Raw genomic sequence first — 23,333 nt, 5'->3', positions numbered from 1 at the left:
AGGAAAATTTTTTTCCTTTGGTCAGGTATTCTATTTTTTTATAACTTAAACCATCTTTAAATCTTACTTAATAGTAGGACTTATTGTTTTCCAATCTTCTCTTAATGTTTTATGTAAAGTAAAAATATCATTTGAACTTGCAACTTCATTATAGACATAAGGGGTAACAACTACTAAACCACCTTTTATAATACTTGTAAATGTATTTGATTCAACTTTTGAACCAGTAAAAAGAGAAAATTCCATTTCAAAACCACTAATATCATAAAATTGAGAGTTCTTTCTTATAAATTTTTTATATTTATCATATATTAAACAATCAATTATAACTCTTGAAGCATCACTACTTAAATCAACTTTTAAAACTTTTCCTATTTGCACATTTTTATAATAAACAGGCGAATCAACATTTACACTAGATGCTGTTTTATCCTCTACTCTTATTATTGCTCCAAAATGTGAATTAACTGATGGTTCTTTATCTAAACCATTAAAACCAGTTTGTGGTAAACCATTTTTAATACTATCACTTTTAATTACACCAATATTTACAGCCATAATAGTTGAACCTGCATTTGCAATCTCTTGAAAAGATATTCTTGGTTTTTTTAGATAAAAAATTGTTCCCTCTTTTGCAAACTCTTTAAAATCTTTTTCAATTATTGCTTCTACTTCAACTTTTTGATTTTTGTTAAGAGATATTTTTTTAACTTTTCCAATATTTGCACCTTTGTAAACAATTTTTGAAAAATTCTCTTGAAGTCCCTCAACATCATCAAAAATAATAGTTACCATATTTGTTGCTAGTTGCATCTCCTCAAAGCTTGAATATAAAACTCTATTTCCAAGTGGAGTGTTCGAGCTATTATCAAGTTCTATTGAACCTTCTATTAGTGATGAAAAACTATCTAATTCAAAAATTATGCCACTTAAACTAGCATTTAATTCAAGCTTTGGTTTTTTATAAAATCTACTTGTATTTGTGATAAATTTTCTAAAATCTTCATAAACAAAAAGTTCAACTTTTGAAACCTTATCATTAAATTTTATATTTTTCACAAACCCTATCTCTTGGTTTTTATAAACTATTGCCATATCTTCTTTTAAAACAAAACTATTATCAAACTGCGAATAAACTATAAAACCATTACTTTTATCTCTTTTTTCTTTTTGAATATCTTTATAACTAGAAAATAGTTCAAACTCTTTTTTTGTAAGTTTTGTATTGTCTAAATTTGATACAAGAGCTATTCCTCCATTTAAAGTTTTCTCTATGCCACTATAATTTATATTCATATCAAAATTTTTTATCTCTAAAATTTTTGAACTCATATCATAAAATTTACTACTATTATTTATTAAATCTTTATATTTATCATCTATTAATATAGAAATTTTTACATTTTTATAATCATCACTTAATCTATAAGATTCAACTCTTCCTATTTCTATATTTTTGTAATATATTTTTGATCTTTCATTTATAGAGTTTAAATTATCTGAAATTAAATCAATTTTTATAGCATTTAAACTCTTTTTTAAATCTTTTTTAGAAATACCAAAAAATTTATCAGAAAATTCTCCTTCTTGATAATCTAAAGATAGGTAATTTCCTTTTATTATATTTCCTAAATTTTTTATACCATCAAATGATATAGTTGGTTCTTCAATAACAAAACGACTATTTTTTGTAAGAAGATATTTATACTCTTCATAAATATAAGCTTTTGTAGCTAATATATCATCTTCTATTTTTACATTTGATACTTTACCTATTTCAATACCTTTGTATAGTATTGAAGTATTTTCATCTATTTTTCCTTCATTAAAATCAATAGTAAAATGAACTTTTTTTCTTAAATCATCTTTTGAAGAAAAAAGAGTATAAATCTCATTTTTTTCAATTTTCGAATCATCTTTTATACTTGTTACAACTGTAATTCCACCAACTAAGGCTGAATATAGTGAGCTAACTTCAATATTTAAACCACTAGCACCATAATTTACTTTTAATGCCTCATTCATTATAAATTTTGAACTTTTATTTACTAAGTAATTATACTTATCATAAATATATGCACTTGCATAAAGTTGTTCATTTTTAAACTCTTTTGAAACAATTTCACCTATTTGGTATTTATTATAAAAAATTGGAGTCCCAACATCTACATTATCTTTGTCATTCATTAATAAAGATATATAATAACCATTCTCTTCAAATTCATCATCTGGAGCAGAATCAAGACCTGTAAAATACCATTGTGGTTTTGCATTTTCTATTTTAAAATTTGGAGATAACTCTATTTTATAACCGCTTATTAGAGTACTAAGTCCTGAAATTTTTGTCAAAGATACAGTTGGTTTTTTTATCCAAAATTTTGAACCTTCATTTGCAACATACTCTGCAACATCGCTATTTACTAAAATATTAACAGCAACATTTTTTAAATCATCATGCATAGATATTTTTGTAACTTTTCCTAAGGCTAAACCTTTGTACTCCAAAGTTGTAACATTCTCTTTTAAACCTTCAGCACTTTTGAAATATACAACAATATTTGTCCCTTTTTTAGAGTATGTATCATAAGCAATAAATGCAAGAATTCCCAAAATTATAAGTGGAAGTATCCAAACAGGAGATATTCTATTACTTTTTTTCTCTTTTGCTAAATACACAACTGGCTCATTTATATTTTCACTAATCTCTTTTTTCATCCCAAATTATCCTTGTATCAAATCTATGTGCTGCAAATATTGTAATTATTACCATTAAAGAAAAAGATGTTGCAGCAACTCCACCTTTTATATTAAATAACTCATCTAATTGAACTATTGAAGCCATTAAAGCCACTACATAAATATCTATCATCGACCATTTTCCAATTGCTTCAATGTATTTATATATCAGAATCTTTGTTTTATTTGTCATTTTTACATTTATTTTTAAAGATAAAAATATAAAAAATAGGGCAAATAGTTTTACTATTGGAATAGCAACACTTGCTATAAATATTACAAATGCTATAAAATAACTTCCATGCTCTAAAAAGCTAATAATTCCTTCAATAATTGTACTTTCTAAATTTACACCAAATTGTGTTACTACCATCATTGGATAAACCATTGCTGGAATATACAAAAGCATTGCACAGATTGTCAAAGCTAGTGATATTTGTAAAGAGTTTTCAACTCTTTTTTTTACCATATGGTTGCATCTATTACATAAAAAAGAGTCATAATTCTCTTTTTTATATACTTTTTTACAGTTTTTGCAAGAAATCAAAACCATTTAATCATCCAAAATAACAGATGCATCAAATCTTAAATGAGACATAATAAAACAAAAAATATACCCAAGTAAAACATAAAAACCTATATCAAATTTTGTATTGCTAACCATTCCAATAAGTTTTATATAAGTAACAATTAGGCTTACAATAAAAACTTCCATAAACCCCCAATTTTTAAAAAAATAGTAAGAGTCATATAGAAGTGATTTTTTAAAAATCTCTTTTTTAAATTTTACTTGAAAAAATACTAAAATTATTATAATTGAGTTTAAAACGGGAGCTAAAATAATTGTAAATAGAACTAAAAAAGAGACTATATAAAAATCTTGTTCAAACAATACATATACAGTTTTTAAAATATTTGCATCTAAACTTTGAGCATTTAAGTTTAGGCTTAAAATAGGGTATAAACTTAAAATTAAAAATAACATCAAACTAGATATTGCAAAAAATAGTGAATCAATTGAGTGACTGTTTTCCTCTTTTAATTTACTATCACATCTAGGACATCGTTGAGTAAATTTTGAAGAATCACTTTTTTGTACAAATAATCCACAGCTATAACACTCAACTATGTTTGTTAAATCTTGCATAAAAACCTTTAAAATATAATTTTGTATTTTATCATACAAACTATTTAATAAAGAGTTTAATATACTATTTATTGTAATATTGCAAAAATTTGAAAACAATTTAATTAAAAAAGGTTATAAAATGGAATTTAAAATATCAGAAGCAATTTTTGGAACAAGACCAGCTGTTGAAAAACCATCATTAAAATTTTTAGAAACTATTAAAGAAGATGGACTTAGAGAAATTATATCAAAACACTATGATTTACTAAGACAAAGTTCAATAAAAGATCTGTTTCCACAAGATGATGAGGAGTTTGAACAAGCAAAAGTAAATTCAGCAGATTTTTTTATACAAATTTGTGGAGGTCCTGACTACTTTAATCAACATAGAGGAAATCCTATGATGGTAAAAAGACATGCACCTTTTAAAATAACTCCAAAGGCTAGAAGAGTTTGGCTTGAGTGTTATATTGAGATTTTAAAAGATTTGGATATTCCTGAAGATTTAAAAAAATCTTTTTGGAACTATTTAGATATCTTCTCTATGTGGATGATAAACTCACCTGAAGATTGATAATTTAGAAGCTCTTTAGCTTCTAAAATCCAAATTTAACGCCTAAATTTGATGTATCATAATCATAGCTATGATTACTTTTACTCATATTCATAGTTTTGTATGAACCTTCTACTGAAACAGTTTGGCTAATTCTATACTCTAAAGCAGCACCATATCCTAAACCTGTATATGTACTATCATCATAAAATTGAACTGCTCCAGAACCAATTCCATAAGCAATTAAATTTTGAACAAACTCATAACCTACTTTTCCATCCATATCAACTGTTGTTGCACTAAGACCTGTTTTAACTCTTCCATATCCTAAACTATTTCCAAAAGCTAAAATAACATTATTATCAAATTTTGTACCAGTATTGTGACCAATATTGTATTGTGTATAGCTATGATTATCAATTTTTGCAGCACTTGCTCCTGCATAAATTTTTGTATCCATTGCAAAGGCAGAAGATAAAAGTCCAACTAAAATAGTTGAAGTTATTATTTTTCTCATTTTTACTCCTAAATTTTAAAGCGCAATTGTATAAAAATATCTCTTAAACCCTAAAATAAGAGTTCTTTGAGTAAAATCCATAAAAAAATTAAAGGATATTTTTGAGTTTACAAACAAAAGGAGTTATACTAGCTATCATCTCTGCTATTTGCTATGGAATGAACCCATTAGGGGCACTATTTTTATATGAAGAGGGTTTAAATGTAAACTCTGTAATTTTTTATAGATTTATTTTTGCCTCAATTTTATTAGCTATTTTTATGCTTATCAAAAAAGATTCTTTTTATTTAAAATTTAAAGAGATTATACTTTTAGTTCTTTTAGGTTTATTATTTGGTATTTCTGCAATTAGTTTATTTAACTCATTTTTATATATGGATGCTGGACTTGCATCTACTGTTTTATTTATTTATCCTATATTTGTAGCAATTATAATGGCGTTGTTTTTTAAAGAGAAAAATTCAATAATAACTATTTTATCTATAATTTTTGCATTTTTAGGAGTTGTTTTATTATATGAAAGTGATGGAGCAAATGTTAGTAATTTTGGGATATTTTTAGTAATAGTTTCATCATTGTGCTATGCTATTTATATAGTTATTATAAATCAATATCTAAAAATGTCTGCACTAAAAGTTACTTTTTACTCTATGCTATTTTGTACAATAACTATTTTAATACACTCATTTTTTGATAGAAGTTTAAATATTATGCCTTTAGTAAACTTCAATATGTGGTTTTATACAATATTTTTAGCTCTCGTTCCTACAATCATATCTTTACTTTTTTTAATAAAAGCAATTCAGCTAATTGGTTCAACAAGTGCATCTATTTTAGGAGCATTAGAGCCTTTAACTGCTGTCCTAATTGGAGTTTATGTTTTTAATGAAAAAATAACTTTTTGGTTAGTTATTGGAATAGTGTTTATTTTATTTGGAGTTATACTAATAGTTTTAAAAGATTATATTGATAAATTTTTTAAAATAAAAAACTAAAATTTGCTTTTATTTTACTATTGCGATAGTATGAATAGACAATTAAAATAAAAGAGGAATTAATATGATAAAAAAAAATTTAAAAAAGTTACTAATAATTAGCTCAATATTATGAAACCTCTTCGTTATAAATATCAAACAATTGAGTTTGGTGATAATGATATACACTTAAGAACGTTAAAAGACAAACAACAATTCTCTGATAAAGATAAAAAAGCAGAAGATTTAGGAATATCAAGTGCAACTTGGTCTTTATTTGGAGTTGTTTGGCCATCTAGTGAAGTTTTAGCAAATTTTATATTTGATTATGATTTTAAAAATAAAAGAATTTTAGAAGTTGGATGTGGAATTGGTCTATCAAGCCTTATTTTAAATAGATTAAATGCTGATATTACAGCAACTGACTATCATCCTGAAGCTGAAAAGTTTTTGGATATTAACACAGAATTGAATAAAGATGATGAAATTCCATTTATAAGAACTTGCTGGAGTAATGAATATCAAGAAGAACTCGGTAAATTTGATTTAATTATTGGAAGCGATTTATTATATGAAAGAGATCATGCAGTTCTTCTTTCAAATTTTATAAATGCTCATGCAAATGACAAAGCAAAGGTTATTTTAGTAAATCCAAATAGAGGGTATCAAGCAAAATTTACAAAACAGATGGAAACTTTTGGTTTTTCATTTAGCTTTATAGAACCTAAAAATACAGATTTTTTGGAAGAGCCTTACAAAGGTAAAATATTTAAATATTCAAGAGAGTAGTAGATACAAAATGATGATAAAAGCTAAAAGCTTTTATCTAGCTGGAATTGAAGTTTTCTCTTGAATTTCAATAGCTGTTTGGTTTGAAGGTTGTTTCATATATGCAAAAAATGCACCTAAAGCAAGAAGTAAAATAACAATCAATCTTACACTGTTTCTTTTTTGTTTTGATTCATTTCCATTGTAATCATCAATTTTTTCTAAACTTGGTTCACCTTTGTTTTTTGCCATAATTTATCCTTTATAATTAGATGAAGTTATTCTACCAACTTTTGCTTTTAAAATCATTTCCAAATCTTTTGGAAAAACTTCAATATCCAATCCTCTTTTACCGCCACTTATAAAGATTGTTTTAAAATTATCAACACTTTTGTCTAAAACCGTTCTTAAAAGTTTTTTTTGTCCTAAAGGAGAAATACCTCCAAGCAAATATCCAGTTACTTTTTGTGCTTCATCTTTATTTGCCATTTGTGCTTTTTTTACTTCAAAAATATCTGCAACTTCTTTTAAACTAAGCTGTTTTGAAACAGGAACAACACAAACAACTAACTCTTTTGGAGTAAGTTCAACAAGCAAAGTTTTATAAACTTGATTTGCATCTAAACCTAGTTTTTCTACTGCTTCATCTCCAAAATTTATGCAAGCTGGATCGTGTTCATATTTATGAATTTTAAAATCACATTTATGTTTTTTTAGTAAATTAATTGCGGGTGTCATTTAAGAAAAACTCCTCTTTTAAAACTTCTACTCCATTTATCAAAATTCCTATAAAATGAGTTCCTATATAGTGTTTTCTAGTTGTCATATTTTTAAAACTCTGTTTTTTTTGAAATCTTTTTTTTGTTGATTCTATACTATTTTGACTTATCATAAAAACTTTTTTATTATGATTATTATTTGATTTTAAATAATAAATAACATATTCAATTCTTATATTCCCAATAGCTTCATCTGAATTTATCTCAAATGAAAAATTAAAATCTTCATTCAAAAATATAGTTTTATCATAACAAAAATTTGTGAGATGTATATGATGAGATTTATCAAAATTAAACAAATTTAATACCTCTTTATCTCCAGCTTTAAGCAAAGTTCTACTTCCATGCTTACAAATCCAATCAAGATTTTTTGAAATATTTAAATTCTTTTTTACAAACTCTATAACTTGTTTTGGATTATCTTTTGATATATCATTTAGATTATTTGCTACACTTTTTTGAACATATTTTGAAGAGTCATTTTTGAGTAACTCAATTATCTCAAACACCTTTTGTGGATTTTTCTTAAAATTTGGCAAAGCAACAGCCCAAGGAAGTCTAGGTCTGCTTCCTTCACTTGCTAATCTTCTTATATGCTCATTTTTACTTTTTGCCCAAATTTTCATTTGATTTATAGTTTTGTCTTCATATTTAATTATAAATTGTCGTATTGCAAATTCACTACTTGAATCTATTGTAAAAATTTCCAAAGCGTTCATGGAAATTTCAAAATCATCAAGCCCAAAAACTTCAACAAAATCTTGAAAAATTATAGCTTCCAAAGCTTTGAAATCTTTTTTTACCTCTATTAAGATATCAATTTGCTCTTTATATGAAAAAGGTAAAAACTCATACAAAGTTTTTGAGATATGTCGTATTCTTTGTTTTAGTTCAAAACCTTCCCAAGTATTTATTAAAATAGCTTTTTTAAACTCATCTTTTTTAAAAATTTTATATTTATCTTGCAAACTAATTGAAAGTTTTTCTATAAACTCTTTTGAGTATAAATTTTTTAGTAAAGTAGCCATAAATAGTTATTTATAAATTAAAGTGTAAGATTTTTTATTTAAAGCACGGTTTATTTTATAATCTTTAAAAATAGGCTTTTCTTCTTTTTCTAATTTAGAAATTTCAACTTCAAAAATAACTGTAAACATAATACACACCCTTTGTTATATATTAATTTATTTTATCATATAATCATAATATGAAATATTAATTATTAGGAAGAATTATGAAATACAGAAGCTTAACAGAAGAGATAAAATTATTAGAATTAGGATTGCCACCTCAAGAAGATGATGGATTTATTGGTGGAAATTTAGACCCAAAAGAGGCTAGTTTAATTTTAATTCCAGTTCCTTGGGAAGCTACTGTTTCATTTGGAGAAGGAACTTCAAAAGCACCTGATAATATAAGATTGGCAAGTCATCAGCTAGATGTTGAAAATTATCACTATATTAAACCATATAAAGCTGGAATTTCTATGCTTGAAGTAGATAAACATATACTAAAACTTAGTAATAAAACTAGAAAAAAAGCTTTAAATGTAATAGAAGCAATTGAGTGTGGAGAGAGTTGTAAAAAAGATTTAAAATATGTAAATGAAGTTTCAAAAGCAATAAATTTACATGTATACGAGGCAGCTTTAAAAAGAATAAAAAAAGATAAATTTGTGGCAGTTGTTGGTGGTGATCACTCTTGTCCTTTAGGACTTATAAAAGCTTTAGATGATACTTCTAAAGAGGATTTTGGAATACTTCATGTAGATGCACATCACGATTTAAGAGAGGCTTATGAAGGGTTTACATATTCTCACGCATCTATTTTTTACAATGTTTTAAATGAGTGTAAAAATGTATCAAAGCTTATTCAAGTTGGAATTAGAGATTATAGTAAAGAAGAAGCACAAAGAATGATTAATTTAGGAGATAAAGGTGATTGTCTTTATGATACAGCTATGCAAGCTCAAATTGCAACTGGAAAATCTCTTGAAGAAGTTTTTACTCCATATATAGAACAGCTTCCAAAAAATGTTTATATCTCTATTGATATAGATGGTCTTGAACCATTAAACTGCCCAAATACTGGAACTCCAGTTCCTGGCGGATTAAGATATGGCGAGTTAGAGCATTTAATTTTTATGGTAGTAAAAAGTGGAAGAAAGATTATAGGTTTTGATTTAGTTGAAGTTGGAGATAGTAAAAATGGTTGGGATGCAAACGTTGGAGCTAGAGTTTTATACAATCTTTGTGGAGCTTTATTAGCAAGTCAAGGTAAAATAGAGTATAGATAAAGTTTTAAAACTATACTAAAAATTTAAACTATCATAACCATCTTAAAATAGTGGTTATGATAGAAATAGTTATTTTATGTAATTCTCTTTTTTATCAAAAGTATCTAACTCTTGACCTATCTCTTGATACCTTTTGAAATAATATTCTACAAAAGATTTTATATTTTCATCATTTGGCATAAAATATTTATCTTTTTTAGTAGCATAAATATTCAAAAACTTTGTAGCATCTAGTTTTTCTAAATAGTGCTTTGCTAAAGCAGTATAATTTTTGATATACCAAACTTTTAGTTTTTCAAATTTTTCATCTTCTAAATCAATTTTTAGCTCTTTTTTATCTTCATTCCAAGTTAAAATAGAACTTTCAAAAAGAGCACAAAGATGAATTAAGCCTTCGCAATAGTATGGTTGAACTTCATCAACTTCCATCCAAGAGATAAGTCCAACACTTCTTTTTATCAAATCTATCAAAATAGCTTCTTTTAGATGTTTTTCATCATCTTTTTCATCAAGTAAATATGAGATTAATCCTCCAGTTGTTGCTTTAAACTCTTCTATATTTTTAAAATTTCCTGTTTTATTCATAAAACTCTCTGTCTCTTCATCGCACCATAAAATATGTCCATACTCATGCCCAATAGTTGTAATATCATAAACACTATGCCATGAAGCTGTTTGTTTAAAAAGAAAATTTCTATCTTTTGTTAATAACTCTTGTCCAAATATCTCACGGCTAAGTTTTAAGAATGGTTTAGCACGACTACTTTGTAAAATCTCATCAGAAAATGCAAATATTTTTTTACCCTCTTCAAGACTTACAACTTCATCATTTGGTACAACTTGAGCTGAAAATAATCCATTTAGTTCAGCTCCAAAAAACAGTGCTGGTCGACCAACATAAAGTTGTACTTTATCAAGTGATTTGAAGCTAAAATCAAATATTTTTTTGTACTCTTCACTTTTTGAATTTTGCTCAAAACTATTAAAAATCTTTGTAAATGCTGATTTTATTTTATTTACTCTATGGTCATTTTGAGCAAATTTTGGATTTGTGAGTCTAATATCCCACTCTAGTGCAACAGCTTTTCTAAAGTGGTCTTCATAATATTCAAGTGGATGACCTATTTGAATAGGTGTAGTTATTTTCATCCAAGCTCTATCTACATTTGCCCATTTATTTACAAGCGCATCTGTTTTATCTTCACTAAATGCTACAATTAAACTTTGAATATATTTTATATAATCCCATTTTTGATTATAAATTTCATCTTCAAGCTCAATTAATTTATCTACAAACTCTTCAAGAGAATCTACAACTTGTGTAACCTCTTTTTTGAAAGCTTTTATATATGCTTTTGAACTATAAGTTTCTTTCTCTTTTACAAGTGCTGAATAACATCTATCTGCAATAATTCCACCATGACCTAAATCTAAAAGCTTTTCATCTTCAAGATATTTCATAATTTTCTCTTCATTGCCTTCAAATTTAGCACTTAGCTCTTTATTTATTTTATTTATTATGTGTGCTGTCCAAGAGCTTTGCCAAGATGACATAGCAAGACCAACATTGTAAACTCCAATAAAAATTTCTCTATAAAAAGGAGTTAAAAGATTTTTTTGAACTATAAAATCTATTAAGTTTTTATGTTTTTCGTGCCAATATTTTTTTACAAATTGATACGCTTTTTCTTGAATTTCAATAATCTCTTTTTCACTCTTTTCAAGTTTTTTCAAAACTTGAACTAAGCTATCATCTCTTAAATTTACAAGCCTTGTAACAAGTGCAAATCTTAAATCATCACTTATTTTCAAATCTAAACTCTTTGCAAAATCATCGATTATAAATAGTTTATCCAACTCTTTGTTTTCTAAAAATTTTAATAACTCATTTGTTTTTGTTTTTTCATTGTCTAAATAGTCATAAATTTTTTGTAAATCATTTATAAAATTTTGTTTTGTCATAATTTTCCTATTAATATCTATTTCTTCTATTTGAAAAGTAGTTTGTTAAAAATATTGAAAGTAATATATATATTACAAAATACATAATTGAATAGAAAAGATATAAAAATAATGTTCCTAATTCTAAAAATATTATTGATATAAACCACAGAATTAAAGTTGCACACGCTAGTAAAGAAGTGACAACAAGCCATATCAAACCATTTGCACCATTTACTTTAGTTGTAATTTCTGTATATAAAATGAATAAAGCTATAGCTGAACCTATATAAAACCAGTAATCCCAAATTTGTATCATTAATTCCATAATTTTCCTTTAAAATATCTGTTCATATTTTATCATAAAAAATATTTATAAAAAAAAGAATTAGTATTTTAGCACTCAATATATAATAGTGCTAAAAAAATAAAAAACTTTAGCCAAGTTTAATAAAGGTTTGATAAAATTCCTTTTTGAAAAATTAAAAATTTATAATAAAAATAAAAAAAGGAGATTTTTTTATGGCAAAACATCAATTTCAAACAGAAGTAGGGCAACTTCTTCATCTAATGACACACTCTTTATACTCAAATAAAGAGATTTTTATAAGAGAGCTTGTATCAAACTCAAGTGATGCTATTGATAAGTTAAATTATCTAAGACTTACAGATGAGAAGTTAAAGGAGAGTTTTGCTTCTTGGAAAGGTGAGATTAATATCTCTTTTGATGAAAAAGATAAATCTTTAACTATAGTTGATAATGGTATTGGTATGAATGAAGAGGATATGATAAATTCTATTGGTACTATTGCAAAATCAGGTACAAAATCTTTTGTTGAAGCACTAACAGGTGATGCAAAAAAAGATTCAAACTTAATTGGTCAATTTGGGGTTGGATTTTACTCTGTATTTATGGTTGCAGAAAAAGTAGATGTAATCTCTAAAAAAGCTGGAGAAGAGACAGCTTATAAATGGAGTTCAACTGGAACTGGAGAGTTTGATTTAGCACCTTGCACAAAAGAGACAAATGGAACAGTTATTTATATCAAATTAAAAGATGATGAGGTAAGTGAGTTTGCAAGTAAATACAGAATTAAAAATATAGTTGAAAAATATTCAAACCATATTGCTTATCCAATTTTCTTAAATTATGATCAAGAAGTTACAGAAGAGTTAAGTGAAGAAGATAAAAAAGCAGGAAAAGAAGCAGTTAAAAAAAATGAAAGAAAACATGAGCAAATAAATGAAGCAACAGCACTTTGGACTCAAGCAAAAGCTAAATTAAAACAAGAAGATTATAATAACTTCTATAAATCAATTTCTCAAGATAGTTCAGATCCACTTCTTACAATACATACAAAAACTGAAGGGGTAAACGAATATACAACACTATTTTACATTCCTAAAATTGCTCCAATGGATATGTATAGAGCAGATTATCAAAGTGGAATTAAACTATATGTAAAAAGAGTATTTATAACAGATGATGATAGAGAATTATTACCAACTTACTTAAGATTTGTAAGAGGGATTATTGATAGTGAAGATTTACCTCTAAATGTTAGCCGTGAGATTTTACAAGAGAATAGAATCTTAGCAAATATCAAACAAAGTAGTGTTAAAAAGATTTTAAGTGAGATTAAAAAATTATCAAAAGATGAAGAGAAATACTCACAATTTATCTCTCAATATAATCGTGCTTTAAAAGAGGGAGTTTATCAAGATTATACAAATAAAGAGTCAATTCTTGAGCTTTTAAGATACAAATCTACTGCTGATGAGAAAAAATTAACTTCTCTTGAAGATTATAAACAAAGAGCAAATAGTGAACAAAAAGCTATTTACTATATTGTTGGTGATAATGAAAAAGTATTAAGAAACTCTCCATTACTTGAAAGTTATAAGAAAAACAATATCGAAGTTTTAATTTTAGATGATAAAGAGATAGATGAGATTATAACACCAACAATTGGTGCATTTAAAGAGTGGCAATTTACTGATATTACAACAGCACAAGCTCCAAAAGTTGAAGTAAATGAAGAAGAGAAACAAAAAATAGAAGAAGAGTTTAAAGATATAGTTTCAAAAATAAAAGATAAACTAGGTAGCGAAGTTAAAGATGTAAAAATTACTTCTAGACTTGATAGTTTTGCTTCTTGTATTACAAAAGATGCACAAGATGCACAAATGGCCGCAATGGCTCATATGTTTAGAGCAATGGGACAAGAAGCACCAGAAATCAAACCTATTTTAGAGATTAATCCAAATCACGAAATAGTAAAAAAACTTCAATCTTCAACAAATGATGAATTAATAGAAGATGTATCTTGGATTTTACTTGACCTTGCAAAAATTAGTGAAGGTGTAGATGTAAGTGATAAAGTTGCATTTGCAAAAAGACTTACAAAAATAACATCTCTTGCTATGTAAATAAAAAGTCCAGATTTTTCTGGATTTTTTATTAAAATATAAACAAAACAATACTTGCACAATACTCTATTTTTAGCTAAAGTTACAAAAATCATCAGGAGCTAAAAATATGTTTCGTACTATATTTGACCTTTTTAAATTTATTTTTAAAAAAGTTACAAAACTATCTATACCATATTTTAGTGTTGAAGAAAATGATTTAAAATTTAAAATCTCTACAGATAGTTATTATAAATATACACTTTATAATATTGTTATAAAAGTAAGGCATGACCCTTATGTTTACGAAGCTTATACACTAAAAGCAAACAATATTTTTCTAGAATATATTCATACTTTAAATGATGTTATGTGGAATTCACAACCATTTTCATATTTTTTAAATATTCTAAAAGATGAACTAAAAGTATATAGTTTTGAAAATTTAGAGAAAAAAAGCCATACTCATTATGAGTTTAATATTTATAGAGTAAACAATGAGTTTAATCTATATTTAATCTACATTTATGAAATGAACAAAGAGATTTTTATAGTTGATACAAAAGGTGAATTATATGAAAATCTTTTAAAAAATTTTGAAAAATCATATAATTGTAATTTTGAGAAAAATGAAAATAATCATTTTGATTTAAATATTAGTTTAGTAAAAAAGAATGCTTTAAACAACTATTTTAAACTAGCTTCAAGTTAAATTTTGAATAACTTTTGCTAGTTTAAATATATTTTATTTTCCAAATACTTGTTTTAAAATTGAACTAGTTTGTTCAACCGAATTTGCTCTAATACCAGCCTCTTTTTCACCTATCATAGTAAAAAGACCATCAATAGCCTTTTGTGTAACAAAATCATCTAAACTATCACTAGAGTTATCTGTATTTACTCCTAAATTTTTTGCTAAACCTGAAATAGCACTATTATTTAATAGTGGTTTTGCACTTGATTGATAAAAACTGTTTGCCATATCGTAATATTGTGCAACATTGTTATCTTTCATACTAGATTGAATAATTGGTTTAATCATTTTTTTCAAAGAGTCTGTTGTATTTTTTTTGAAATAATCTGTTGCTCCATTTTCTCCACTATTTAGAATTTTTTGTGCATCAGTTAAACTCATTTTTGAAATAGCATCCATAAAAATATCAGCAGTTTTTGGAGCAGCTTGCGATGCAGCACTGTTCATAGATTTAATTAAATCATCAGCCATTTTATCTCCACCAGCTTTTCTTATAAGCGTTTCAGCATTTGCTAGATTAGGAGGAAGAGGAATTCTTACATCTTTATTATTTAAATAACCATCTTTTTTTCCAAGTTGAGTTGTAGCAAATGTTACACCACTTTTTAAAGCCTCTTTTAAACCGCTAGAAATTGTACTATTGTCTAAGTTTGATTTATTTTGTGATTGATTAGTAGTTGAAGGTATATTTTTTCCAACTTCTGTTGCAATACTCTTTAAATCAAAAGCAAAAATAGATGTTAATAAGATTGATGATAGCAAAACTGTTTTTTTCATAAAGTCTCCTAAATAAATTTTTTTATTATATAAAATTTATACTAAATTTAGATTATAGCTATAATCAAACAAGATTTAGATAAAATAAAAAATTAGTAAAACATAGGAAAGTTATGGAACAGTTTATTCAAGATTGGGGCTATATAGCTCTTTTTTTATATTCATTTGGTGGTGGTTTTTTGGCTCTTGCAATTGCTGGAGCTTTTTCATTTGATGGTACTTTAAATATTTATATTACAGTTATTGTTGCTGCAGTTGCAAATATTGTTGGTAGTCAGTTTCTGTTTTTTATGGCAAAAAATAATAAAAATTATGCACAAAATATGATGAATAATCATAAAAGAAAAGTTGCACTTGTACAACTTTTATTTAGAAAATATGGCTTTTTTGTAATAATTATTCAAAAATATATTTATGGAATTAAAACTTTAGTTCCACTTGTTATGGGTTTGTCTGATTATAGTTCATTTAAATTTACTGTTATTAACTCAATAGCTTCTATTTTATGGGCTTGTGTTATAGGATATGCTAGTTATATTGCAGGTTCATTTTTACTAGAATATGCTGATAATTTTAAATATGTTGGTCTTGTTACAGTTATTCTTGTACTTACTATTTTGATTATTAGTTTTAGACCAAAAAAGAGAAGAAAGATTAACAAAAATGATATTTAGAGATTTAAATTTAGAAAAAAATTTAATAGAAAATCTTGAAAGCTTAGGATATAAAACATTAACTCCTATTCAAGAAAATAGTTTAAAATATAGCTTAGAAAAAAAAGATATTATCGCTCGAGCAAAAACGGGAAGTGGGAAAACTCTAGCTTTTTGTTTACCAATTATAAATAACTTAGATAAGAAAAAATATAGAGTTCAATCTTTGATTTTAGCTCCAACAAGGGAGTTAGCAACTCAAATAGCTCAAACTATGAGAGAAGTTCTAAGATCTACACCAAATATAAAAGTATTAACACTGTGTGGAGGAGTTCCTTATAAACCACAAGTTGTATCCTTGAGTCATGAGGCTCATATTGTTGTAGGAACTGCTGGAAGAGTATTAAAGCATATAAATGAAGGAAATTTAAAACTAGAAAATATAAATACTTTTGTTTTGGATGAAGCAGATAAAATGTTAGATATGGGATTTTTTGATGATATTTCAAAAGTATCTTCACTTTTACCAAAACAAAGACAAACTCTACTTTTTTCTGCAACATTTTCAAATGAGATTAAAAATTTAGCTTTAGAGTTTTTAGATAACCCAGTGAATATTGAAGTTGAAGATGAAGAACAAAATATTATAAAACAAGTTTTTTATGAAGTAAATTCAAGAGATTTAAAAGATAATTTAATAGAAAAATTGATAAAAAAATATCAAGCAAATAGCACAATAATTTTTTGTAATCAAAGGGTAACTTGTGAAGAGTTAGCAGATTCACTTTTTGAAAGAGATATTGATGCAATTACGCTTCATAGTGATTTAGACCAAAAAGAGAGGGATGAAACTCTTACTATATTTTCAAATAAAAGTTATCCAGTTTTAATAGCAAGTGATGTTGCAAGTAGGGGAATTGATATAAATAATATAGATTTAGTAATAAACTATGATTTAGCTTTAAACTACAAAATACATACTCATCGTATTGGAAGAACTGCAAGGGCTGGAAAAGGTGGAGTTGCTATTACTTTTGTTTTACCAAATGAAGCCAAAAGTGCCTTAGAGATAAAAGAGCATTTTCCTGATATTGTATTTGAAGATGCAAAAGAGATTATTTTTGACAATAGTTTTGAAATTGATTCTATCTTTAGGTCAATTTTTATAAATGGTGGTAAAAAACAAAAATTGAGAAAAGGTGATATTTTGGGAGCTTTAACAGCTGGAATTGGTTTAGATAAAGAAGATATTGGAACAATTGATTTATTTGATTTTTGTTCATATGTAGCAATAAAAAAAGAAAAACTACCTTTTGTTTTAGAAAAGTTACAAAATACAAAAATAAAGGGTAAATTTTATAGAGCCTATGAAAAATAATAAAAGAAATATGATAATATCTAAAAATATAATACATTTAAAAGGAGAGGTTAGTGTTTAAAAATAGTTTATTTTCAAAAATAGTCCTAATCTTTACTATTCCAGTGCTTGGGATTTTGTATTTTAGTTTTATTACAGTAATGGAAAAAGTTGATACTTTAAATGATTTTAAAAAAAATGAAATTAGAATTGATTACTTAAAAGAGGCACAAAATGTTATTTTATCTTTAGAAAAAGAGAAAATTTTATCTCTTGATTTTATTAAAGATTCTCAAAAGTTAGATTCTTTGCTTGAGCAACAAAATAGCACAAATCAAAAAATAATTAAATTTAATAGTTTAATTGATACTTTACCATGGAAATCTGAATGGAAAGATTATTTATCAACTCTAAAATTATCTTTTTTTAATCTTGAAGAGTTTAGAAAAAAAGTTTTAAAAGATGAAATAGATGACAACAGTATAAAAAAATATTATAATGATATCCATAACTCTTTAGTGGATACTCTTTTTTTATTAAAATTTAAGATACAAAGTAGTAATTTTCAGCAAGAACTTTTGAAATTAGAAGATATTATTGTTGGTAAAAATAGTATTGAGAAACTATCAAATAGTTTTAATTTTACACTTTACTCTTTATCAACAGAACTAAAAGAGATTGAAGAAAAAGTTAAATTTGAAAAAATTTTAAGTTATCTTTTCTTTTTCTTCTGTATTTTTACTTTACTACCACTATTTTTTATTTTAAGAAGAATAATTTTTGAAGAACAAGAGTCTTTTTCAAAGATACAAAAACATAAAAATATTTATGAACTTCTGAATCATACAAATAAGTTTTTATCAAAGACATTAAATAAAGATGATTTATATTTTGATATTAGTGAACTTTTAGGAGATAGTAAGAGTCTTACTTTTAATTTTATTTATGATTTAGAGAATAGACAAATTATTGCTGAAAATGGTGAATATAAAGATATTATAATAAAACACGCAGATAAATTCGCAGATTTTTCACAAGAAAATATAATATCAAAAACGATAAAAAGAGAGTCTAATATTGTAATAAATGATTTTAAAGCTGAAAATGTATCAGTTTTTTACAATAAGGCAAATGAGCTTCATATAAATTCAATGGCAACTTTCCCAATAAAAAAATTTAATAAAGTTGTTGCTGTATTAATTTTATATTCAAATGAATTAGACTTTTTTGATAGTGAAGCTGAGATACTTTTTGATAAGCTAGTTCTTGATATTACAAACTGTTTAGAAAAAATTGATTATGAAGATAGAAGAATGAAGCAAGATAATGAGTTAAAACTTTCATCTTATGCTTTTGATTCATCTTCTCCTATGCTAATTACTGATGATAAAAATATCATAATAAAGGTAAATCAAGCATTTTGTAAAATTTTGTCTTATTCAAAAGATGAGTTATTGGGGCAAAATCCACGAATTTTTAAAACAGCTCATCAAGATAAAGCTTTAATAGATAAATTGTGGAATGATTTAAAAATAAATGGGACTTGGACAGGTGATTTATATAATAAAAAATCAAATGGAGAGATTATTGCTTTAAGAGCAACAATCTCTGTAATAAGAGATGAGAATGACAATATAACAAATTATCTTGCTCATTATATGGATATTAGTGAGCAAAAAGATAAAGAGAAAATTTTAGAGTATCAAGCAACTCATGATAATTTAACTGGACTTCCTAATAGACTCCTTTTAACAGATAGAATAGAAAGAGCAATTACAAAAACAGTAAGACATAATATTTTTGGTGGTCTTATTTTTATAGATTTGGATAATTTTAAAGAGGTAAATGATACTTTAGGACACGATATTGGAGATGTCCTTTTAATTACAGTTGCTAAAAAATTAAAAGAGTGTGTAAGAGAAGAAGATACAGTTTCTAGAATTGGTGGCGATGAGTTTATAGTGTTACTAGATAATTTAGGAAATAATATAGCAGATGCTAGAAGAAATATAAATTTTTTAGCCCAGAAGATAAAAGATGCATTAAATAGCATAACTCATATACAAGGACATGTAAATGTTTCAACACCTAGTATTGGAATTACACTATTTAGTGATTCAAGTGTTAGTGTTCAAGATATAATAAAACAAGCTGATACAGCAATGTATAGTGCAAAAAAACAAGGAAAAAATACAATAGAGTTCTTCTAAAATTCTATTGTATGTTGATAATTTTATAAAATAAATTTAATTTATATCTCATCTTTTATGTAGTCGTCGTATGGGTCAAGATGAATATTTACAATCCAATTTCTATCTTTATCAATAAGCTTTATACGATCTTCTATATGGTCACATATTTTATGTGCTTCCATAAGAGTAATTTGTTGAGTATTAAAAACTATATGAACTTCAACAAATGTTCTATTTGCAGCTTCTCTTGTTTTTAATAAATGGAAGTTACTTAAATTTGTATTATTTTTTAAGATATCTTCTATTTTTAAAACCAAATCATCATCAATAGAAGCATCAAGTAAAACTAAAACACCTTTTTTTATAATTGAAAATGCTGAATAGATAATATAAAAAGCTATTATAACCCCTATAATTACATCAAATATTTCGAGATTTGTAAAATGAACTAAAATTAAAGAGCATAAGACTGCAAGATTACTTAAAACATCTGTTTTATAATGCAAGGCATCAGCTTTTATTACCATAGAGTTTGTTTTTTTTGCAACACTATTTAGGTAAATAACTAAAGATATTGTTATTACTAATGAAATTATCATAACATAAATAGATATATCAAGATATGAAGAAGTCTCATTGTATAAGGCTTTTTTTATAGCTTCATAAAGTAAATATAAACCAGAAATTGTTATTACAATACCTTCAATAAATAGAGCTAAAGCCTCTATTTTACCTCTTCCATAGTTAAATTTTTTATCAGCTGGCTTTTCTGAATTTAAAATTGCAAAGTAGTTAAAAATTGAGACAAACATATCTAAAACAGAATCAATAGCAGAAGCTAAAACAGCAACAGAACCACTAATAATTCCTAAAGCAAGTTTAATTAAAGTCAAAATTGCTGCAACACTTGAAGATATTATTGTTGCTTTTTTCTGAGGTGAAATTTTATTTTTTAACATATTTATGGAGCCAATCTTGATATTGTCCATTCACTATTTTCTTTTAGTTCATACAAAAATCTGTCATGAAGTCTATCTTCACCACCTTGCCAAAATTCAATTCTTATAGGTTTTAAAATATAACCACCCCAAAAAGATGGAAATGGTATCTCTTTATTTAAAAATTTTCTTTTCATCTCATCAAACTTTTGCTCCAATAAAGCTCTTGAGCTAATAGTTTCACTCTGTCTTGAAACCCATGCTCCAAGCTGACTACCTTTTGGACGACTTAAAAAATATTTTAGAGAATCAGCTTTTGATATTTTTTCAATATTTGCCTCTATTTTTATCTGTCTTTCTAATGCTAACCATGTAAAAAGTGCAGCAGCTTTTGGATTTTGTTCTATTTGTTTTGCTTTTTTACTTTCATAATTTGTAAAAAATACAAAACCTTCGTTATCAAAATATTTTAATAAAACGGTTCTAATACTAGGCATCATATCAGAACCAACTGTTGCTAGTGAAAATGCATTTGGTTCTAAAAGATTTTCATTTAGTGCATCATTAAACCAAACTTCAAACTGCTTAAAAGGATTTTTATTTAAATCTTTTATATCAAAATTTTTTGTAGTGTATTTTCCTCTTATAGTTGTTAAATCCAAAATTGTTCCTTTTTATAAAATAATAGATATTCAATGTAGAGTTGTATTTTATATCTTATTTATTTAAAACCTCTTTATCTCTCTTTTTTCTTGATAAATATAAAATAATAATTATTTTAAAAATATTATAGTATAATCAAACTTCGATTTATAATTAGCTTAAAAGAAGGGAATATATTGAGCTTAACACTTTTAGAATACTCACTTATTCTTACAATAATTTTTTTACTTGTTTTTTTAATAATCAAACATTTTAGCTTAAGAAAATTAAAATCTGAACAAAAAGAACTTCAAAGAAAATCAAATATATTAAGACAATATAACAAAGCTACAAAATCATCAAATATTATTTCAAATAGCGATTTAAAAGGAAATATTACATATGTTAATGATACATTTTGTGAGGTTTCACAATATAAAAGAGAAGAGATTATAGGAAGACCTCATAATATTTTAAGAGGTGAAGAAGATTCAGAAATATTTAGAAATTTATGGAAAACTATAAAAAGTGGAAATATATGGAGAGGAAATTTAAAAAATAAAAAGAAAGATGGAACATTCTACTATATAAATACTACAATATCTCCAATATTTGATGAAAATGGAGAGATTTTTGAGTACGTTGCAATAAGGCATGAAATTACAGATTTAGTTTTAAAAACAGAAAAATTAAATAGAATTTTAAGAGAAGATTATCTGACTGAAATAGGAAGTAGATACAAACTTATTGAAGATATAAGTAAACAAGAGAACTTAAGTATATCAATATTAGATATAAAAAATTTTAGTGATGTAAATGACTTTTTTGGTTATAAAATAGGAGATTATATTTTAAAATTGGTTGCTAAAAGAATAGAAGAGTTAGTTATTAAAAAACCAAATTATAGTGTTTATAGACTAACTTCAGATGTTTTTGCGATATTAGCTTCAAATGAGAGCAAGATTGATTTTATGAAAAATATTAAAGAGATTTCAAAAATAATATCTTCTAAAGCAATTAGGGCAAAAGGTAGAGAAGTATTTGTTTCTATTAATTATACCTTCTCTTTTGAGCCAAAAAACTCACTTCTTGAAACTGCAAATGTAATTAGAAAGTATTCAAAAACAAATCCAAATCAGATTATTTATGATAGAAGTTTAGAGATAGAAAAAGATTATGAAAAGAATATTTTTTGGACATTAAAGATTAAAAAAGCTTTAGAAAATAACGATATTATTCCATATTATCAAGCAATATATAACTTACAAACAAATAAAATAGAAAAATATGAATGTCTAATGAGATTAAATGATTCTGGAAAAATTGTCTCGCCATTTTTCTTTTTAGATATTGCAAAAAAATCTGGTCAATATTTGCAACTTACAAAAAAAATAATAGATTGTAGCTTTGAATATTTTAAAGATAAAGATTTTGAATTTTCAATAAATTTTACATTTGAAGATATCTCAAATGAAGAGATTTCCAACTATGTAATAGAAAAAATAAAAGAGTTAAATATTGGTAATAGAGTTGTTTTTGAAATTGTTGAGAGTGAAGAGATTGATGATTTTAATCTAATAAATGGATTTTTTTCTACCATTAGAAAGTTAGGTTGTAAAATTGCAATAGATGATTTTGGAAGTGGATACTCTAATTTCGAGTACTTGATTAAACTAGATGCTGATTATATTAAAATTGATGGATCTTTAATAAAAGATGTTTTAGTAAGTAAAGGAAATGAAAATATAATTACTATGATTATAAATTTTGCTAAAGATCAAGGATTTAAAACTATTGCAGAGTTTGTATCAAGTAAAGAGATTTTAGAAAAAGTTAAATATTTGGGTGTCGATTATGTTCAAGGTTATTATATACACGAACCTAGCGATAAAATAGAAAATTAAAATAAGCAAATTAG

General features: G+C 25.5%; 23 protein-coding genes. 10 read left to right on the top strand and 13 right to left on the bottom strand.

Annotated features, from left to right (window positions below; translation table 11 throughout):
- Nucleotides 1-63: 63 nt before the first annotated feature.
- Genes AC5LG6_RS00345 through AC5LG6_RS00335 form a run of 3 tightly spaced genes read right to left on the bottom strand, consistent with a single transcriptional unit; the run spans nucleotide 64 to nucleotide 3,883 of the window.
- Nucleotides 64-2,715 carry an MlaD family protein gene (locus tag AC5LG6_RS00345; RefSeq protein ID WP_498585407.1) on the bottom strand — a complete coding sequence of 884 codons (2,652 nt, stop codon included), beginning with the start codon at nucleotides 2,713-2,715 and terminating at the stop codon, nucleotides 64-66.
- Entirely contained in the window at nucleotides 2,699-3,289 is a 591-nt protein-coding gene (locus tag AC5LG6_RS00340; RefSeq protein WP_066221870.1) for a paraquat-inducible protein A, read from the bottom strand. The genes AC5LG6_RS00345 and AC5LG6_RS00340 overlap by 17 nt, the downstream gene beginning before the upstream one ends.
- Nucleotides 3,290-3,883, bottom strand: a complete 594-nt coding sequence (locus tag AC5LG6_RS00335; RefSeq protein WP_066221872.1) for a paraquat-inducible protein A — start codon at nucleotides 3,881-3,883, stop codon at nucleotides 3,290-3,292.
- 121 nt (nucleotides 3,884-4,004) lie between these two features.
- Between AC5LG6_RS00335 and AC5LG6_RS00330 the strand changes: the two genes are divergently transcribed.
- Complete coding sequence (locus AC5LG6_RS00330; RefSeq protein ID WP_066360370.1) at nucleotides 4,005-4,439, top strand: globin domain-containing protein; 435 nt, start codon at nucleotides 4,005-4,007, stop codon at nucleotides 4,437-4,439.
- Between the two features lie 22 nt (nucleotides 4,440-4,461).
- On the opposite strand, the gene AC5LG6_RS00325 is transcribed toward AC5LG6_RS00330, so the two are convergent.
- Nucleotides 4,462-4,935 carry an outer membrane beta-barrel protein gene (locus tag AC5LG6_RS00325; protein WP_498585406.1) on the bottom strand — a complete coding sequence of 158 codons (474 nt, stop codon included), beginning with the start codon at nucleotides 4,933-4,935 and terminating at the stop codon, nucleotides 4,462-4,464.
- A 101-nt stretch (nucleotides 4,936-5,036) separates the two neighbouring features.
- Between AC5LG6_RS00325 and AC5LG6_RS00320 the strand changes: the two genes are divergently transcribed.
- Both AC5LG6_RS00320 and AC5LG6_RS00315 read left to right on the top strand, forming a co-directional pair.
- Complete coding sequence (locus AC5LG6_RS00320) at nucleotides 5,037-5,930, top strand: DMT family transporter (protein WP_498585405.1); 894 nt, start codon at nucleotides 5,037-5,039, stop codon at nucleotides 5,928-5,930.
- Between the two features lie 111 nt (nucleotides 5,931-6,041).
- Nucleotides 6,042-6,698 carry a class I SAM-dependent methyltransferase gene (locus tag AC5LG6_RS00315; protein ID WP_498585404.1) on the top strand — a complete coding sequence of 219 codons (657 nt, stop codon included), beginning with the start codon at nucleotides 6,042-6,044 and terminating at the stop codon, nucleotides 6,696-6,698.
- 33 nt (nucleotides 6,699-6,731) lie between these two features.
- Here AC5LG6_RS00315 and AC5LG6_RS00310 read toward each other — a convergent pair whose 3' ends face one another.
- From AC5LG6_RS00310 to AC5LG6_RS00295, 4 genes are read right to left on the bottom strand one after another with little or no spacing between them, the layout of a single operon-like run.
- On the bottom strand, nucleotides 6,732-6,929 hold the full coding sequence (locus AC5LG6_RS00310) for a hypothetical protein (protein WP_066157559.1): 198 nt from the start codon (nucleotides 6,927-6,929) through the stop codon (nucleotides 6,732-6,734).
- Nucleotides 6,930-6,932: 3 nt separating this feature from the next.
- Nucleotides 6,933-7,415, bottom strand: coding sequence for a Cys-tRNA(Pro) deacylase (gene ybaK / locus AC5LG6_RS00305; protein ID WP_498585403.1), 483 nt, complete (start codon nucleotides 7,413-7,415; stop codon nucleotides 6,933-6,935).
- Nucleotides 7,399-8,484 (bottom strand): DNA alkylation repair protein, encoded by a 1,086-nt coding sequence (locus tag AC5LG6_RS00300; protein ID WP_498585402.1) that lies wholly within the window; start codon nucleotides 8,482-8,484, stop codon nucleotides 7,399-7,401. The genes ybaK and AC5LG6_RS00300 overlap by 17 nt, the downstream gene beginning before the upstream one ends.
- A gap of 6 nt (nucleotides 8,485-8,490) precedes the next feature.
- Nucleotides 8,491-8,613 carry a hypothetical protein gene (locus AC5LG6_RS00295; protein ID WP_498585401.1) on the bottom strand — a complete coding sequence of 41 codons (123 nt, stop codon included), beginning with the start codon at nucleotides 8,611-8,613 and terminating at the stop codon, nucleotides 8,491-8,493.
- Nucleotides 8,614-8,690: 77 nt separating this feature from the next.
- Between AC5LG6_RS00295 and AC5LG6_RS00290 the strand changes: the two genes are divergently transcribed.
- On the top strand, nucleotides 8,691-9,752 hold the full coding sequence (locus AC5LG6_RS00290; RefSeq protein WP_498585400.1) for an agmatinase family protein: 1,062 nt from the start codon (nucleotides 8,691-8,693) through the stop codon (nucleotides 9,750-9,752).
- Between the two features lie 69 nt (nucleotides 9,753-9,821).
- Here the strand turns inward: AC5LG6_RS00290 and ciaB are convergent, their stop codons facing one another.
- The gene (gene ciaB, locus AC5LG6_RS00285; RefSeq protein WP_498585399.1) at nucleotides 9,822-11,714 is read right to left on the bottom strand and encodes an invasion protein CiaB; all 1,893 of its coding nucleotides are present in this window, start codon (nucleotides 11,712-11,714) and stop codon (nucleotides 9,822-9,824) included.
- Between the two features lie 10 nt (nucleotides 11,715-11,724).
- The gene (locus tag AC5LG6_RS00280) at nucleotides 11,725-12,021 is read right to left on the bottom strand and encodes a hypothetical protein (protein WP_498585398.1); all 297 of its coding nucleotides are present in this window, start codon (nucleotides 12,019-12,021) and stop codon (nucleotides 11,725-11,727) included.
- A gap of 194 nt (nucleotides 12,022-12,215) precedes the next feature.
- On the opposite strand from AC5LG6_RS00280, the gene htpG reads away from it, so the two are divergent.
- Complete coding sequence (gene htpG, locus AC5LG6_RS00275; protein ID WP_498585397.1) at nucleotides 12,216-14,123, top strand: molecular chaperone HtpG; 1,908 nt, start codon at nucleotides 12,216-12,218, stop codon at nucleotides 14,121-14,123.
- Nucleotides 14,124-14,232: 109 nt separating this feature from the next.
- Complete coding sequence (locus AC5LG6_RS00270) at nucleotides 14,233-14,814, top strand: hypothetical protein (RefSeq protein ID WP_498585396.1); 582 nt, start codon at nucleotides 14,233-14,235, stop codon at nucleotides 14,812-14,814.
- A gap of 33 nt (nucleotides 14,815-14,847) precedes the next feature.
- On the opposite strand, the gene AC5LG6_RS00265 is transcribed toward AC5LG6_RS00270, so the two are convergent.
- Nucleotides 14,848-15,633 (bottom strand): DUF4197 domain-containing protein, encoded by a 786-nt coding sequence (locus AC5LG6_RS00265; RefSeq protein ID WP_479799387.1) that lies wholly within the window; start codon nucleotides 15,631-15,633, stop codon nucleotides 14,848-14,850.
- Between the two features lie 113 nt (nucleotides 15,634-15,746).
- On the opposite strand from AC5LG6_RS00265, the gene AC5LG6_RS00260 reads away from it, so the two are divergent.
- From AC5LG6_RS00260 to AC5LG6_RS00250, 3 genes are read left to right on the top strand one after another with little or no spacing between them, the layout of a single operon-like run.
- Entirely contained in the window at nucleotides 15,747-16,307 is a 561-nt protein-coding gene (locus tag AC5LG6_RS00260; protein WP_066221926.1) for a DedA family protein, read from the top strand.
- Nucleotides 16,297-17,664, top strand: coding sequence for an ATP-dependent RNA helicase DbpA (gene dbpA / locus AC5LG6_RS00255; protein ID WP_434274954.1), 1,368 nt, complete (start codon nucleotides 16,297-16,299; stop codon nucleotides 17,662-17,664). Before AC5LG6_RS00260 ends, dbpA begins: the two co-directional genes overlap by 11 nt.
- Nucleotides 17,665-17,717: 53 nt before the next feature.
- A complete protein-coding gene (locus AC5LG6_RS00250; protein ID WP_498585395.1) occupies nucleotides 17,718-19,853 on the top strand; it encodes a diguanylate cyclase domain-containing protein in 2,136 nt (711 codons plus the stop codon).
- Between the two features lie 41 nt (nucleotides 19,854-19,894).
- On the opposite strand, the gene AC5LG6_RS00245 is transcribed toward AC5LG6_RS00250, so the two are convergent.
- On the bottom strand, nucleotides 19,895-20,794 hold the full coding sequence (locus tag AC5LG6_RS00245) for a cation diffusion facilitator family transporter (RefSeq protein ID WP_422164296.1): 900 nt from the start codon (nucleotides 20,792-20,794) through the stop codon (nucleotides 19,895-19,897).
- A gap of 2 nt (nucleotides 20,795-20,796) precedes the next feature.
- Nucleotides 20,797-21,435: a pyridoxamine 5'-phosphate oxidase gene (gene pdxH / locus AC5LG6_RS00240; protein WP_066221934.1), complete on the bottom strand. Its 639-nt coding sequence runs from the start codon at nucleotides 21,433-21,435 to the stop codon at nucleotides 20,797-20,799.
- A gap of 177 nt (nucleotides 21,436-21,612) precedes the next feature.
- Here pdxH and AC5LG6_RS00235 point away from each other — a divergent pair, with 177 nt between their 5' ends.
- Nucleotides 21,613-23,319 carry a bifunctional diguanylate cyclase/phosphodiesterase gene (locus AC5LG6_RS00235; RefSeq protein ID WP_498585394.1) on the top strand — a complete coding sequence of 569 codons (1,707 nt, stop codon included), beginning with the start codon at nucleotides 21,613-21,615 and terminating at the stop codon, nucleotides 23,317-23,319.
- Nucleotides 23,320-23,333: the final 14 nt, after the last annotated feature.

The organism is Arcobacter thermotolerans (assembly GCF_983172305.1).
This window is presented reverse-complemented; position numbering and strand designations above follow the sequence as displayed.